Origin of the sequence: Flavobacterium sp. NPDC079362 (assembly GCF_050267765.1) — a bacterium.
Lineage (GTDB): Bacteria > Bacteroidota > Bacteroidia > Flavobacteriales > Flavobacteriaceae > Flavobacterium > Flavobacterium azizsancarii.
Map to the genome: position 1 here is coordinate 86,558 of NZ_JBNNFM010000010.1, position 15,773 is coordinate 102,330.

General features: G+C 34.2%; 13 protein-coding genes and 1 pseudogene. 7 read left to right on the forward strand and 7 right to left on the reverse strand.

What is annotated here, in order from left to right:
- Positions 1-25: 25 nt before the first annotated feature.
- Positions 26-349 (forward strand): annotated as a pseudogene (locus tag ACQKCJ_RS11190) (anion permease); the annotation flags it as partial.
- Positions 350-418: 69 nt separating this feature from the next.
- Here ACQKCJ_RS11190 and ACQKCJ_RS11195 read toward each other — a convergent pair.
- The 3 genes from ACQKCJ_RS11195 to ACQKCJ_RS11205 are packed head-to-tail and all read right to left on the reverse strand — an operon-like array spanning position 419 to position 3,927.
- A complete protein-coding gene (locus tag ACQKCJ_RS11195) occupies positions 419-1,576 on the reverse strand; it encodes an ABC transporter permease (protein ID WP_271335214.1) in 1,158 nt (385 codons plus the stop codon).
- Between the two features lie 2 nt (positions 1,577-1,578).
- Positions 1,579-2,532 carry an HlyD family secretion protein gene (locus ACQKCJ_RS11200; RefSeq protein ID WP_427402038.1) on the reverse strand — a complete coding sequence of 318 codons (954 nt, stop codon included), beginning with the start codon at positions 2,530-2,532 and terminating at the stop codon, positions 1,579-1,581.
- Between the two features lie 12 nt (positions 2,533-2,544).
- Positions 2,545-3,927, reverse strand: a complete 1,383-nt coding sequence (locus ACQKCJ_RS11205) for a TolC family protein (RefSeq protein WP_427402039.1) — start codon at positions 3,925-3,927, stop codon at positions 2,545-2,547.
- A gap of 264 nt (positions 3,928-4,191) precedes the next feature.
- Between ACQKCJ_RS11205 and ACQKCJ_RS11210 the strand changes: the two genes are divergently transcribed.
- Genes ACQKCJ_RS11210 through ACQKCJ_RS11220 form a run of 3 tightly spaced genes read left to right on the forward strand, consistent with a single transcriptional unit; the run spans position 4,192 to position 8,069 of the window.
- A complete protein-coding gene (locus ACQKCJ_RS11210) occupies positions 4,192-5,406 on the forward strand; it encodes a hypothetical protein (protein ID WP_427402040.1) in 1,215 nt (404 codons plus the stop codon).
- A 59-nt stretch (positions 5,407-5,465) separates the two neighbouring features.
- Positions 5,466-6,617: a porin gene (locus ACQKCJ_RS11215; RefSeq protein WP_271335210.1), complete on the forward strand. Its 1,152-nt coding sequence runs from the start codon at positions 5,466-5,468 to the stop codon at positions 6,615-6,617.
- A 21-nt stretch (positions 6,618-6,638) separates the two neighbouring features.
- Positions 6,639-8,069, forward strand: coding sequence for an anion permease (locus ACQKCJ_RS11220; protein WP_271335209.1), 1,431 nt, complete (start codon positions 6,639-6,641; stop codon positions 8,067-8,069).
- Between the two features lie 3 nt (positions 8,070-8,072).
- Here the strand turns inward: ACQKCJ_RS11220 and ACQKCJ_RS11225 are convergent, their stop codons facing one another.
- Complete coding sequence (locus ACQKCJ_RS11225) at positions 8,073-8,357, reverse strand: GNAT family N-acetyltransferase (RefSeq protein ID WP_427402072.1); 285 nt, start codon at positions 8,355-8,357, stop codon at positions 8,073-8,075.
- A gap of 318 nt (positions 8,358-8,675) precedes the next feature.
- Between ACQKCJ_RS11225 and ACQKCJ_RS11230 the strand changes: the two genes are divergently transcribed.
- Positions 8,676-9,335 carry an alpha/beta hydrolase gene (locus ACQKCJ_RS11230; RefSeq protein WP_271335207.1) on the forward strand — a complete coding sequence of 220 codons (660 nt, stop codon included), beginning with the start codon at positions 8,676-8,678 and terminating at the stop codon, positions 9,333-9,335.
- A 290-nt stretch (positions 9,336-9,625) separates the two neighbouring features.
- Here ACQKCJ_RS11230 and ACQKCJ_RS11235 read toward each other — a convergent pair whose 3' ends face one another.
- Positions 9,626-10,141 (reverse strand): hypothetical protein, encoded by a 516-nt coding sequence (locus ACQKCJ_RS11235; RefSeq protein WP_065451088.1) that lies wholly within the window; start codon positions 10,139-10,141, stop codon positions 9,626-9,628.
- A 166-nt stretch (positions 10,142-10,307) separates the two neighbouring features.
- Between ACQKCJ_RS11235 and rpmH the strand changes: the two genes are divergently transcribed.
- Both rpmH and carB read left to right on the forward strand, forming a co-directional pair.
- Positions 10,308-10,469 carry a 50S ribosomal protein L34 gene (gene rpmH / locus ACQKCJ_RS11240; protein WP_008464848.1) on the forward strand — a complete coding sequence of 54 codons (162 nt, stop codon included), beginning with the start codon at positions 10,308-10,310 and terminating at the stop codon, positions 10,467-10,469.
- A 146-nt stretch (positions 10,470-10,615) separates the two neighbouring features.
- Positions 10,616-13,471: a carbamoyl-phosphate synthase large subunit gene (carB, locus tag ACQKCJ_RS11245; RefSeq protein WP_427402041.1), complete on the forward strand. Its 2,856-nt coding sequence runs from the start codon at positions 10,616-10,618 to the stop codon at positions 13,469-13,471.
- A gap of 978 nt (positions 13,472-14,449) precedes the next feature.
- Here carB and yiaA read toward each other — a convergent pair.
- Both yiaA and ACQKCJ_RS11255 read right to left on the reverse strand, forming a co-directional pair.
- The gene (gene yiaA / locus ACQKCJ_RS11250) at positions 14,450-14,845 is read right to left on the reverse strand and encodes an inner membrane protein YiaA (protein ID WP_271335205.1); all 396 of its coding nucleotides are present in this window, start codon (positions 14,843-14,845) and stop codon (positions 14,450-14,452) included.
- Positions 14,846-14,859: 14 nt separating this feature from the next.
- Entirely contained in the window at positions 14,860-15,534 is a 675-nt protein-coding gene (locus ACQKCJ_RS11255; protein WP_427402042.1) for a TIGR02117 family protein, read from the reverse strand.
- Between the last annotated feature and the right edge of the window lie 239 nt (positions 15,535-15,773).

Below are 15,773 nucleotides of genomic sequence, written 5' to 3' on the forward strand. Positions count from 1 at the left end.
TAAAAATAAAGTGATTAAAGAGTAAATAATCATAGCAGTCTATTTCTTTAGTCATTACATTTTTGCAAGTGCAACAGCTCACGTTGCAGCTATGTATGCGGCATTGCTTGCTGTTGGAATGTCATTGGGAGTTCCTGGATTGTTTTTGGCATTTATGTTAGGATTCGTAGGTTCTCTTTATGGAACATTAACCCATTACGTTCACGGACCAGCACCTGTATTTTTTGGTAGTGGTTATGTGGATTTAAAAAGCTGGTGGGTCAAAGGGTTGATAACAGGACTTGCAATGTTGGCAATTTATATGGTAATTGGTGGTTTATGGTTGAATTTTTTGGGATATTTGAATTAATAATTCATTATATAAATTCAAAAAGCACAAGAAAAATCTTGTGCTTTTTATTATTTTTAACGGAATGTTTTATGCTTCTTTCAGAGCCTTTTTCTTCTTGAAATATAAAGCGATATATGCTGCAATAGAACAAACCGCACCTATAATTATCATATTCCAAATGGGTGTAGTAGTTTGAGAAAAATTTCCGTTCTCGATAATCAGAATCCTAAATGCTTTGAGGAAATGAGTTAACGGAATTACATTTGCAATTGCCTGAACTGCTTGTGGCATCTGGCTTAATGGCCAGGTAAAACCACTTAAGATAAAACTTGGAGTTGCAATAACCATCAAAATTTCAGTAGCTTTCAATTGACTTGGAACCAGAATGCTCACCAGTATACCAATAAAAGAAACTGAGAGTACAAATATTCCGGCAATAAAGGTAAGTGGAAGTAAGTTTTCGTAAAACGGAATCCTGAACCATAAAGTAAAAAGCCAATATATCAGCCAAATACCAAAACTCATGATCATGTAAGGAATAATTTTTACCGCGAGAAGTTTTAAAATTGAAGGGCATCTTTTGACTAATTCTTTAAAAGTTCCGTTTTCAAATTCCGATGCAAAAGAAAGTGCCAGCCCTAATAATAGTACTTGTTGCAGAACCGTTGCTAAAACGCCCGGCCATAAAAAGTACATATAATTAGTGCTTCGGTTGTATTTTTTTATGAAAGTAGTTTTAAAAGGTTCGTATTGTGAGGCGAGCAAATTTTCGGGGACGCCTTGTTTTCTTAAAGTCTCAATTTGAACACCTGCTTTTAATGTTCCAAGACAGACCTGTATTGCAGTTGATGCATAATTGGCAGTTAAAACATTGGATGTATTTACTATAGTAGTAATTTCAGGATATCTTTTTGTAAGTGTCAATTTCTCAAAACCTTTAGGAATAATGACAACACAGGTAGCTTCTTTCTCGATAGCAATCTGCGAAAGATTATTCTGGTCGTATAGAATTGAAGAAATATGAAGAACTTCATTGTCTTCAAACATCTGAATTGCTTTTGAGCTTAATTCAGATCTGTCCTGATCCACAATAATTATGGATAAATCAGTTACCTTGCCTTTTCCATAAACATATCCTAGTAATACGCCATAGAGTATTGGTGCGCCAATAAATAGCAGTCGGAGTACTTTATTGCTCCAAAATAGTTTGAATTCCCGTTTAAGCAATGAAAAGAAATTTTGCATAGTTAAAGAGATAAGGTAACAGTTGTTTTTGTAATAAGATCTTTTGTCTGGTCGCCATTCGCAGGCATTATCTTTATTTCGAATAAACTTTCCTGCATTTCATAGTCTGGATATGCAGTTGCAATATTTCCATAAGCCCCCAGTTGTTTTACGGTAGAGATGGTTCCTTTAATGTCTTCTTTTTTATAAGGAACATGAACGGTAACTTCTTGCCCTTTTTTGAATTTTGCCAGTTGATTTTCAGGAATTGTAAAACGGAAATAAGTGCTATTGGCAATATAGCCATTAAACAAGGTATAGCCGGGTAAAGCTAGTTCGCCGAGATTAAGCGTAATAGTTTCAATACTCATGTCCTGCGGTGCAATAATATAACGTTCCTTGTCAGCAGTTTCCACTTCCTGCAAAGCTCCAAGGGCCCTGTCTTGTTGTCCCAAAGCCATAGTTTGCTGTTCGATACGAGCACCTTTTTTTGCATCATCCAGTTCAGCAATAACCGCATTATATTGCGCTTGTGCTCCTTGGTATTTAGCAAAAGTCTCGTCATAAGTTTGTTGCGATATTAAAGAATCTTTAAGCATGTTATTCAATCGTCTGATCGATTTTTGAGCAAATTCATATTGTTCCTTCAATCCCATTTTTTTAGCCTCAAGCTGTTTGATTTGATTTTCGGTTGCGCCTTTTACAGCCATTTTGTATTGCGCTTTTGCAGAGATAACGGCACCTTCGGCCTGACTTTTTTTAGCATCTACTTCCGGAATATCAAGCAGCGCCAGTGTGTCTCCTTTTTGCACTATGTCACCTTCTTTGACAAAGATTTTTAAAATCTTGCCAGGGATTTTACTGACAACTGCAATTTGTTCCTTTTCTGTTTTTCCCTGAATTACATTTTCTTTTTTAGCTTTTTGGCAACTTATAAAAATGAAAATTAAACTGATTATCATAATTGCTTTTTTCATAGAACAGAACTTTTATTTAGATAGTTTTTTTGATAAATCGCCGGTAGCGATGATAGTTTCAATAGCCGCTAATCGTTGTTCGATTAAGGTAGTTGTCTTGTTTACAGATGCTTTATATGAATCATTTTCAGCTTCAAGACGTTCTGATATATTGATAAGACCTTCTTTATACTGTTTTATGGCTAAATTCAAATTATTAGCGGCTACTTTTTCCTGTTGTTGGGTAATGTCAATTTTTTGAGTCAGGACACTATAATCAACCAGGTTTTTTTCAAGAAGCAATTCCAGTTTTTCTTTCGTATCATCAATTTGGTTTTGTACCTGTTCGATATTGATCTTAGCTTCGTGTACTTTATGTTTTCTTTCAAAACCTGAAAATACTTCCCATTTCATTGCTGCGCCCACAACCCAGTTATTGCTTATTGTTACTTCGTTTAAGCCTAAATATAGAGCCTGATTGATTCCCGTAACGATAGGTGTCGTAGCATTTGCATCAAATAAACTCGAGTAAGAAACACCACCAAATGCTCCTAAAGTTGGCAGATAAGTACCTTTTTCCTTCTTTAATAAAAATTCATAGGCGGTTTTAAACGACTCCAGAGCTTTTATTTCCTGTTTGTTTTGGGTACTTAGCTTTTCATCGGTAATCAAATAGGGAATTAAATCGTATTTGACATTATCAGTTTCAGCATTGGAATACCCCGTTAAATATTGGATTTTTTTATAAACTAATTTTCGTTTTCCATCCAGTTCAATTTTCTTAGAGGCTAATTCAAGAGACGCCAGTTTTATTTTATCCCGGTCATAAGGAATTGCAAGTCCTTGTTCTATTGCTTTTGTAACACGTTTGGTTTCTGTTTCAAGTCGTTTTTCGCTTTCTTTTATGAGTCTGTCTATTTCTTTTAAGAGTTCTAACTGATCAAAAGTATTAATAACGTCTTTTGTGATTTGATCCTTTTCTGATTCTTTTAAAAATACGGTTCCTTTCGTTTTTTCATGAATTGCTTTTGCTCCGTTTGGAATTTGCATACCGCTAAATAAGACTGTTTTTGCCATTACGCTTCCATTAAAAATATTTCCGTAATTTTTAAAAGCAGTTTTTCCATCAAACAAAGGATAATTTACAATAGGTATGGTAGCCGTAGGAAGATCGACAGTCAATTTGTTGTCAAAATAAGAGTACAGCGCACTGGCTTCTACAGTAGGAATGTATTTGTTCCAGACTCCTTTTTCCTGAAGATTTAATTTTTCAATATCCAGATCTTTGTTCTTTAAAGAAGCGCTTTTTTCTATAGCTTTAATAATAGCATCTTCAAGAGTGGGTGAAATCTCTATCTGAGCATATCCGGAAGTTATGGAAAGAAAGAAAAAGAGGAATAGTAGATGTTTTCTCATTGTAATTTTTGTTTCTATTATATGATAAATCGTAAACAGATTTTTGTAAGGTATTACAAACGGAATAGGTACGTATAAAATACGGCTATTTACAAAGTTAAGCATATTAGTCTTACATTCTACGATTATAAAAGAGAATGATTGATTGAATTGCAACTTTTTAGTAGTTATTAATAAGAAAATAGAAAGATTTTTGATGTTGATGTACTTTATTTGTTTTTTTATACCTTAGTAGGAATATTTGTAAATTAATTACTAATTAGCATGAAAAAGAAAGCCTTGTTTTTAGCTATTGTGTTGACTGGCTTATTTAGTCTTCCTGTTTTTTCTCAAACTGATAATGAGCCTGTTGCTTTGGGGCTGCCTGGAGATAACCTTAACTTATATGCTGTTTTAGATCTTTTTCAAAAGTCTAAAACCCTTGAGGATTTTGAAAAAGCATTAAATGATCCGGATAATAAGGTCAATAATTTAGATCTGAATAATGATGGAGAGATCGATTATATTGAGATAGAAAGTCACAAAGAAGGAAATACGCATGTAATTGTACTTCAGGTTGCAGTAAATAATAGCGAAACACAAGATGTTGCTGTTATTGAAGTTGATAAGGATAAAAAGAACAATATTCATGTTCAGGCTATTGGTGATGAAGATTTATATGGCAAAAATTATATTGTAGAGCCTGCAAACAATGTTTCCGGAACACCAAATCCCGGATATACAGGAGGTAGCACTGTAATTGTAAATAATAATACAACCAATAATTATAATACAACAACAAGCCCAAGTTATGTAAGCGCCAGTGTTAGTGCATGGCCGGTTATATTATTTTTGTTTTCTCCTGTATATGTTGCGTATCGGTCTCCTTGGCATTGGGGATATTATCCTCCTTACTGGCGTCCTTGGCGTCCGGTTTATTATCATGATTATTGGGGATATCACGGCCATTATTACAGAAGCCCATATTATCGAAGAACTGCTGTTATAAGAAACCCAAGGTATTATAATAATTATGCGAGCAGAAGAAATACATCCGTTATTGTTAGAAATAACCGAACTAACGGACGTTATAACACGACCTATAATGGCAGGGACTATAAAAGACCGGCTCCGGTTACAGCAAGACCAACCAGACCGGGAAACAGTAACAGGCCGGGAACACGCCCAACGAACCCATCAACAAGACCAGGAAATACAACAAGACCGGTAACACGACCTACGAATCCATCGACCAGACCAGGAGGAACCACCAGACCAACAACACGTCCGGTAACACCAACTAATCCATCGACACGACCAGCTGTAAGACCAACGCAGCCTGTAACAAGGCCAGTCACGCGTCCTGTTACCCCGGCTGTTCCGTCTACGCGTCCTGCTGTTAGGCCAACACAACCCGTAACAAGACCTGCAGCACCCAGACCTGCAGCACCCAGACCTGCAGCACCAAGACCAGCTAATGGCGGTTCTAACAGGAGGTAGGTAGAGGTGATTGATTTTTAAGATGTTAGTAATGGATGAATTTTTAATAGACAGAGCTTATGAATAAAACTTTACTAATAAAACTAATTTTTGTTCTTTTAATAGTGCCCTTTTTTGCAAAGGCGCAAACTACTGATACCCAAGCACTCGAAGATGCCGAAAATACTATCAAATATCCTCAGTTTCAGTTCAAAGGGCTTTTGCAGGCAAGATATTTAGAAAGTTCCGGTAAAAATGTTGATGTTTTGGGTGTGCAGCATTCAACAGGAGAAGTTACTCAAAGTTCGTTTGATATTAAAAGAATGCGTGTTGGTCTTAATACTAAATTAAGCAACACCACTGAAGTAGTAATTTTAGTAAATCTGGCTGATTTTAAATCCGATCCTAAAGGAAAGGTACTTGAAAATGCTTACGGAAAATATACTTTTAATAAATATATTGCTTTAACCGGAGGTCAATTTCGTCCCGCATTTGGTATCGAAGAATTAGTCCCGGTGGATATTATCAAATCATTTGATTTCTCAAATCAATATTATGAATTTGGAAAAAATGGCTGGACGAGTTTTCAAATTGGTGCTTCTGCAAGCGGAAGTTTTGATATTGGTAAAAATCCTGTAAGTTATGCGATTTCCATTTTAAACGGAAACGGGAGAAATCAGGAAATGGATAATGATAACGGAAAACAATATTCGAGCAGATGGGTTTTTGAATTGTCAAAACTTCATAAAATAAATTTAGGATTAAACGGAGGTATCGGTAAAAGATCAGATCAGAAAGTATTTGCTGTGGGGGCTGATATAACAAGTGATTTTAAGTTAACTGACAGGCTTACATTTGATTTGCAAATTGAATACAAACAAGGAACTAATCAAAATCTGTATTTTTCTTTACCGGTTGATGGCAGAACGCCAAATTTGGATGATTACCAAATGAGAGGGGTTTATTTTTTGCCAAATTTCAGATATGTAGTTGATTATAAAAAATTGACCTCTCTTGAGCTATCCTGTCGTTTTGAATCTTTTGATAATAATTTTAAGGTAAACTCGAATGTTAGAAAAACATATACACCAATGATAAGCCTTGAATTTGGGAAAGCTTATTTAGGTCGTATAGAGATGGGATTTGAGATTGATCGATTCGATAAAAATATTCCTGACACCTCTTTTTACAATGATGATTTATTTATCATTCAGTTACAACTCCGACTTTAATCTAATTTAATTCTTGTTTTTATGAAAGAAGTAAAAATTCCTCAAACCTTAATTACACTTGCAATTGGAATTGCAATTTGGCTAATCCCTGCGCCAAATGGTGTAAAAATTGAAGCCTGGCACTTATTTGCAATTTTTGTTTCTACTATTTTAGGAATCATCTTGAAAGCTGCTCCAATGGGTACGATGTGTATGATTGCGATTGCGTTAACAGCTTTTTCGCAAGTTTTGGCTCCCGGTGAAGCCGGAAAATCAATTACTTTGGCGCTAAGAGGTTTTGGAGATAAAGTGATTTGGCTTATCGGGATTTCATTTTTTATTGCAAGAGGTTTTATCAAAACAGGTTTAGGAAACCGAATTGCGTTTTTATTTATTAGAGTATTCGGAAAAAGCTCACTTGGATTAGCTTACGGTTTGGGTTTAGCCGATTTGGTTTTGGCCCCGGCTGTACCAAGTAATACCGCCAGAGGAGGAGGGATTATTTATCCCATCATGAAATCAATGGCAATGAGTTTTGGTTCGATGCCTGACCAGCCGGAAACGCACAGAAAATTAGGTTCATATCTGACATTAAGCAGTTATAATGCAAATTTAATAGCTTCGTCTATGTTTCTTACCGGAACAGCGAGTAACCCGATGTGTCAAAAATTTGCCCTTAACTTAGGAATTAAAATAACGTGGATTTCGTGGGCAACGGCAGCAATTGTTCCCGGTTTAGTTGCCTTTTTTGTGATTCCGCTTGTGTTGTATAAAATTTATCCGCCAGAATTAAAAAAAACTGGAGATGCGCCACAAATTGCGGCTCAAAAGTTGAAAGAAATGGGGCCAATAAGCCGTAATGAATGGCTGATGCTTTTGACTTTTTTTATCTTATTATTTCTTTGGATGACAGGAGATTTATTCTCTATCGATGCTACAACAACAGCATTTATTGGTTTAGTGATTTTATTGCTGACCTCAGTTTTAACCTGGGAAGATGTAAAAGCCGAAAAAGGAGCCTGGGATACAATTGTATGGTTTTCGGTTTTGGTAATGATGGCAAGTTCGCTCAACGAACTGGGCTTTATTGGCTGGTTCAGTAATTTGGTAAAAGCAGAAATTGGCGGATTAAGCTGGCAAATGGCTTTTCCTATTATTATACTGGTATACTTTTTTAGTCATTATCTTTTTGCAAGTGCAACCGCACACGTAGCAGCGATGTATGCGGCTTTACTTGGTGTAGGTGTTTCACTAGGGATTCCCGGATTATTATTAGCTTTTATGCTTGGTTTTATAGGATCGCTTTATGGAACTTTAACGCATTACGGACATGGGCCGGCACCCGTTTTTTTCGGGAGCGGCTATGTCGATTTAAAAAGCTGGTGGGTCAAAGGACTCATCACCGGATTAACAATGTTACTTATTTACATGGTTATTGGTGGACTGTGGCTGAGACTTATTGGTTATTTTTAAAAATTAAATTCTAATTCCGGGAGGAAGTAATTCCTTGTAAGTAGGGTTTTTTTTGATAAATAATACAATTCTGGGATGAATAGGCATTAATTTGAATTTCTTTTCGATAATGATATCCATGATGTTTTTAAGTACTACATCAATTAATGCTTGATTGCCAAAACCTTCTGGTGAGTTGATTTTAGTTAGAAAGATTTTTTTCTCCTGAAATGAATATTCAACAGAAAGTAATCCTTCGGGTACTATGGTTTCAAATTGTCTTGCAAAAGTGTTGTCTTTGATTTCCATAGTTTCAATAGGTTCCATATTAGTCATGTTTTTTGGGGTATTGGATTAAAAAATAATAGAAAAAGAACGTTAATAGCACTATGTGAAACATCTTGGAATGATGTTTAAATAATGATTATAGTATCTACAAAGGTAATCATTTGATTTTCAATATAAAATTATTTTTTGAAACCCCATATATAGCTGGGTTGGCCGTGTTTTTTGTGATTTTATTTCGTCTAAAAAACAATTATGGTGTAACATTTGTAGTGTATATTGCTAAAAAAATTAATTTTATCTTGAAATTAAAACCTATAACTATAAACCTTTTTCGAACAAATGAGTAAAATCCCTGTCTATTTTATGCCTGGTCTGGCTGCTAGTCCGGCTATTTTTGAAAGAATCAAATTAGATGAATCTGTTTTTGAAATGTGTTTGTTAGAATGGGAAATTCCACTTCCAAAAGAGTCTTTGTCTGATTATGCATTGCGAATTGCAAAAAATATTAAACACGAAAATCCTGTTTTAATTGGAGTTTCCTTTGGAGGAATTTTGGTTCAGGAGATATCAAAACATATCCAGACGCGAAAAGTAATTATTATTTCGAGTGTCAGAAGTAATGCTGAATTTCCGAGAAGAATGAAAATTGGAAAGAAAACGAAAGCATACAAGCTGATTCCGATGAAGCTGATCTTGAATATCGAAAATCTTGCTAAATACTCTTTTGGAGAAAAAGTAAATAAACGGATTAAATTATACGAAAAGTTTTTAGCTGTTCGTGATCTCAAATATTTGCAATGGGCCGTTGAATCTGTTATTCGGTGGGATAGAAATGAGATTGATGCAGCCGTTGTTCATATTCACGGTGATCAGGACGATGTTTTTCCTATAAAGTATATTAATAGTTGCATTGTTGTAAAAGGAGGGACTCACATCATGATTCTGAATAAATACAAATGGCTGAATGAAAATTTACCTTCGATTATACTAGAAGATTAAATACTATTTTTTATCCCGAAGCTTCGGGACTAAATTCTAAATGTTATGATTGGGAACCTTTTTTCAAAGTCTCAAACTTTGACAAAGGTAGTTGCGCATAGTAAACCCGACAGGTTTTTAAAACCTGTCGGGTTTCGATGTGTAATCTTTGTCGGTTTTTTTATGTGATTGCTCATTCTTCGAAATGGTAATATTGGGTTGAGACTTCGACTTCGCCAGCCTGAAAACAAAAAAATCCCAAACTCTTTTGGAATTTGGGATTTTAAAATATTTTGGAATTTGAGAAAGTTCTAGATTTTCTTCATTTGATCTTTCATCATTGTAATTTGTTCTTTCAGCATTCCTTGCTTGTCTAATTTTTTAGCTTCGTTGAGCAAATTAGTCGCTTCAAGTTTTCTGCGGCGTGACATTGCAACTCCGGCAAGGTTTAATTTTGCTACTGCTAAATCCATATCCATAGACAATCCAAGTTCGATTGCTTTCTTGAAATGTTTCTCGGCCTGATTGATATTGGTTTGAGATAACATGATTCCGTGCAGATAATTAAAGTATCCTTGTTGTTTTCGTACTAAAGCGGCTTCCGGATTTTTGATGTATGCCAGCCATTTTTTAGCACCTTCAAAGTCTTGTTTTCTTAATTTAAGGAAGGCTAAAAGGATAAATTCATTTTTAAAGTAAAGAAAAATTGGAATTGCCGTCAATAAAATAAGGAATATTCCGTTCCCGATATTACTCTCTGTAAATTGCCAAACGCCTGCGACTACTAGAAGTCCGGCCAAAATAAGTTTAATATTCTTGTGAAACATAATAGATGTATATTTATGATTGCAAATATAGTAAAATGAATTAAAAATATTTTTATAAAACTACTTGCGAGAAAAAAAAGTCTTTGTATATTTGCACTCGGTTTTGGAACAACGATATTCAAAACAGAAAAACAGAAAATAGACACCATTTTAAAGATACAAAGCAATGAGCAAAAGAACATTTCAACCATCGAAAAGAAAAAGAAGAAATAAGCACGGATTTATGGACAGAATGGCTTCTGCAAATGGAAGAAAAGTTCTGGCGCGTAGAAGAGCTAAAGGAAGACATAAATTGACTGTTTCTAGCGAACCTAGACACAAAAAATAATGTTTCTATAAACATAAATAAGGCGTTACTTTTTTTAGTATCGCCTTTTTTTATACCTTGTCGGTAAAAAATTCTCAACGTTCTAGTTTAGAATAGACTACGAATGTTTTTTAAAGTACTTTATATAACTACACAATACAAATAAAATGCCTAAAGACACATCAATAAAATCAGTTTTAATAATAGGGTCAGGACCTATTGTTATTGGTCAGGCCTGCGAATTCGATTATGCAGGTTCTCAATCTGCACGTTCTATTCGTGAAGAAGGAATTGAAGTTATCTTGATAAACTCAAATCCAGCGACTATCATGACCGACCCAACAATGGCCGATCACGTATATTTGAAACCTTTAACTACTAAATCGATTATTGAAATTCTAAAAGCACATCCACAAATTGATGCTGTTTTGCCTACCATGGGTGGACAAACGGCTTTGAATTTATGTTTGGAAGCTGATGAAAAAGGAATTTGGGCAGATTTTGGAGTGAAATTAATTGGAGTTGACGTAAACGCTATTAATATTACAGAAGACAGAGAGCAGTTTAAACAACTTCTTGAAAAAATTAATGTGCCAACTGCACCTGCAAAAACAGCTACTTCTTATTTAGAAGGAAAAGAGATTGCTCAGGAATTTGGTTTTCCACTTGTAATACGTCCTTCGTTTACACTTGGAGGAACCGGAGCTGCAATTGTTTATAAAAAAGAAGACTTTGATGAGCTTTTAACACGTGGTTTAGAAGCTTCGCCAATACATGAAGTTTTGATTGACAAAGCTTTGATGGGTTGGAAAGAGTATGAATTAGAGCTTTTAAGAGATAAAAATGATAATGTTGTAATTATCTGTTCAATCGAAAATATGGATCCAATGGGAATTCATACCGGAGATTCGATTACGGTTGCACCAGCAATGACATTATCAGATACCACTTTCCAGAAATTACGTGACTATGCAATCTTAATGATGCGTAGTATCGGAAACTTTGCGGGAGGTTGTAATGTACAATTTGCGGTTTCACCAGACGAAAAAGAAGATATCGTAGCAATCGAGATTAATCCTCGTGTGTCACGTTCATCAGCTTTAGCATCTAAAGCAACTGGATATCCAATTGCTAAAATTGCTTCTAAACTGGCTTTAGGATACAATTTAGATGAATTGCAAAATCAGATTACAAAATCAACTTCGGCTCTTTTTGAACCGACTTTGGATTATGTAATCGTGAAAATACCTCGTTGGAACTTTGATAAATTCGAAGGTGCTGACAGAACTTTAGGTCTTCAGATGAAATCTGTTGGTGAAGTAATGGGTATCGGACGTTCTTTTCAGGAAGCTTTACACAAAGCAACTCAATCTTTAGAAATTAAAAGAAACGGTTTAGGTGCTGACGGAAAAGGATATAAAAACTACGAAGAGATTATAGAGAAACTAACTTTTGCAAGTTGGGATCGTGTTTTTGTAATTTATGATGCAATCGCAATGGGAATTCCGTTGAGCCGTATTCATGAAATCACAAAAATCGATATGTGGTTCTTAAAACAATATGAAGAACTTTATACTTTAGAGAAAGAAATTTCGAACTATAAAATTTCGAATCTTCCAAAAGAACTTTTGCTTGAAGCGAAACAAAAAGGTTTTGCTGACAGACAAATTGCTCACATGGTGAATTGTTTGGAAAGTGAAGTGCATACTTTACGTATGAATTTGAATGTTAATCGTGTATTTAAATTAGTAGATACTTGTGCGGCAGAATTTAAAGCAAAAACTCCTTATTACTACTCCACTTTTGAAGCTGAAATAGAAAAAGCAAACGGCGAGCGTTATGTAGATAACGAAAGTGTTGTAACTGATAAAAAGAAAATTATCGTTCTTGGTTCAGGACCTAACAGAATTGGACAAGGAATTGAGTTTGATTATTCTTGTGTTCACGGAGTTTTGGCTGCCAAAGAATGTGGTTACGAAACCATTATGATCAACTGTAATCCTGAAACTGTTTCGACAGATTTTGATACAGCAGATAAATTATACTTCGAACCTGTTTTCTGGGAACATATTTATGACATCATTCAACATGAAAAACCAGAAGGTGTAATTGTGCAGTTAGGTGGTCAAACAGCTTTGAAATTAGCTGAGAAATTATCTAAATACGGAGTAAAAATCATTGGAACTAGTTTTGATGCGCTTGATTTAGCCGAAGACAGAGGTCGTTTCTCTGAATTATTGACTGAATTAAAGATTCCTTTCCCACAATTTGGAATAGCAGAAACAGCTGATGAGGCTTCTGCTCTTGCAGATACTTTAGACTTCCCATTATTGATTCGTCCTTCTTATGTATTAGGTGGCCAGGGAATGAAAATCGTAATCAACAAAAAAGAACTGGAAGAACACGTTATCAATTTGTTGAAAACAATTCCTGGAAATAAATTGCTTTTAGACCATTATTTGGCAGGAGCAATCGAGGCAGAAGCAGATGCAATTTGCGATGCTGACGGAAATGTGTATATCATAGGAATTATGGAGCATATCGAACCTTGCGGAGTTCACTCTGGAGATAGTAATGCAACATTGCCTCCTTTTAACTTAGGAGAATTCGTAATGCAGCAAATAAAAGATCATACAACAAAAATAGCAAGAGCGCTAAAAACAGTTGGTTTGATCAATATTCAGTTTGCGATAAAAGACGATACAGTTTATATTATCGAAGCAAATCCTAGAGCTTCACGAACAGTACCGTTTATTGCAAAAGCTTACGGAGAACCTTATGTAAACTATGCTACGAAAGTAATGTTAGGACACAATAAAGTAACTGACTTTGATTTTAATCCACAATTAAAAGGATATGCAATCAAACAACCGGTTTTCTCTTTCAGCAAGTTCCATAATGTAAACAAAGCATTAGGACCGGAGATGAAATCAACGGGAGAAAGTATCTTGTTTATTGATGATTTAAAAGACGATCAATTCTACGAATTGTACTCTAGAAGAAAAATGTATTTGAGTAAATAATCTCAAATCCTGATATAAAAAAAGCTCCATGAAAATGGAGCTTTTTTGTTTTTAGTATGGATCAGCTGTTTAATTCATGAAAGTTCTGATCTAATTTTTTAATTAATTTTAGGTATAGTATTTTGTATATCAGCCATATTGAGTACGTGATCGCGGAAAGAAAAACAACTAAAATGCTATAAAAAATAAGCTGAAATAGAAGTGGAGTGTTTTGTGAATTAGCGTGGCTGATGAATTGCTTATAAGAAGAATTGTTCTCTAAATATAAGTAAGCAAAGACAAGCGAGTTTAAATTAAAAATAATTAAACTGACATAGATGTAGTTATAAACTGATTTTCTTGTTTTTAAAATGTTTTTTGATAATTCATTAAGGTTAGAGTTGGCATTAATTTTCTTAAAGTTGAGGTAGAATTGTATTATGAAAAAAATAAAAATAGCGTAATACAAATAATCTAAGTATAGCATTATCCTACTGTTTTGAATATCTAGTATTTCTTTCGTAAAAAACTCTTTCCCGTCTAAAAAGAAGGGTAAAATAGAAAGAGCAAATTCAAATAAACTAATAATAAAAATCTTTTTCACGATTGAATTTGAATTCAATTGTATTAATTTTTTTAATTCGGAGTATTCAACATAGGTCTTTCTAAAATCTAAATTCACCCATGCTAATTTTAAAACACTTAGTTTATTTTGGTTTTCCATTACTAATCTTTTATGATTAGTCTCTTTTTTTTGTATAAAGTTACAATAGGGAATTAGAGTTAATATTATGCGTGTTTTTCTTTTATGCTATCCATTATAATCAGTTAAAGTGGGGATACTGTTTTTGGGATAATCGAACATATTAGTTCAGCTTAAATTTCTTATTATAAACTTTGAAAATTCGATATGAAAAGGCTGCGAATAAAAAAAAGTCCCATTTTCATGGAACTTTTAAAGGTTAATTTGGAAGTTGGTTTAGTTAGTTTTTTTTAATGTTATTCATTAGAGAATGACATATTATCTCTTGTGTTTTTTTGTACTGAAATTGCCCCAAACAACGCTAGTAAAAAAGCAAATGCATAAAAACCTTTTTCGCTTGGTAAAATTGTAGCGTTCCAAAGTCCAACAGCTAATAATACAATTGATAATAGCGTTCCGAACCAGCAAATTCCGTAGTAGATATCTGTTACCGGAAGTTTTTCAAGCCTGTCTCTAACACTTTTTTGTAATGAAACTACAGCAAAAAGACCAAACATTAAAACGGTAAAATAATATCCTTTTTCATTTAACAGCATTTCTGCTCTTGCAAGCCCAACGATGTATCCAACCATTCCTGCTCCAAGAGCTACCCAAGATGCCGCTATAAAGGCATTCGATGTTTTTTGTACCATGTTTATATTAAAATTTATTTATATTTCGAAAAAATTCCAGAATCCAGAGCCGTCCAGTAACAGCATTTTTGTCCACTTGCTTTTAAGCCGCTATTGGCCCACGTATTGCAAGTGTGAAACAAACTATAGCTTCCGTTAGCTTCATAGAAAGCATCGGTTTTGCCATAGATTGCATTTGTTTTTATGTTTAAGAAATTTCCCGAAGCATCTTTTTGAAAACTGTCCGAGATGTATTTTATCAAACGATCATATTGTTCTTTACTGATCATCATTCTCTTGCAATCATCGGCTTCTTTTAACTTTTTATAATAAGTAGCATGAATAGCAGTATTGCTTAATCCGGATACCGCCTTGAATGCGACAGAAGCTTTTAGATCTGACCATTCCGGTGTTTCGAGATAAAAGCCTTTATCTCCCCAGCCCATTGCGATATATTTATAAGTTGAGTCGGCAGCTTTTGTGTTCTCAAATTTTACTTGTTGGCTCCAGTCGATTTGATCATTTTTAGTAGGCATAACAATATCTGTATGCACCCCATTTGTTAAAATATAAATTTCGACTTCAGGTTTTGTATTCACTTCTTGATTTACTGTGATTTTAGAAAGAGAAAATACAGCTACTAAGTATATTGCAATAAATGCAAAAAGAACCAGAAATATTTTAAGCGTGATTTTTAATGCTTTTTTCAACGATTATTGGTTTTATTTTTTAATTCCTTATTTCGCTAATTCGTAAGTTTTAATTTAATAAACTTATTTGATCGGATGCAAATATAACCAAATTTGATTCACATCAAAATAAATCGAACTAAATATTATGCAGTATAATCTTTCAAATAATTATAAGAAAATAGCTCGATAATTTGTTTCTTTTTTGAGTTAATATTTATTTTTTTCTATGTTCAAAAAGAAGAATAAATAAAAAAAGC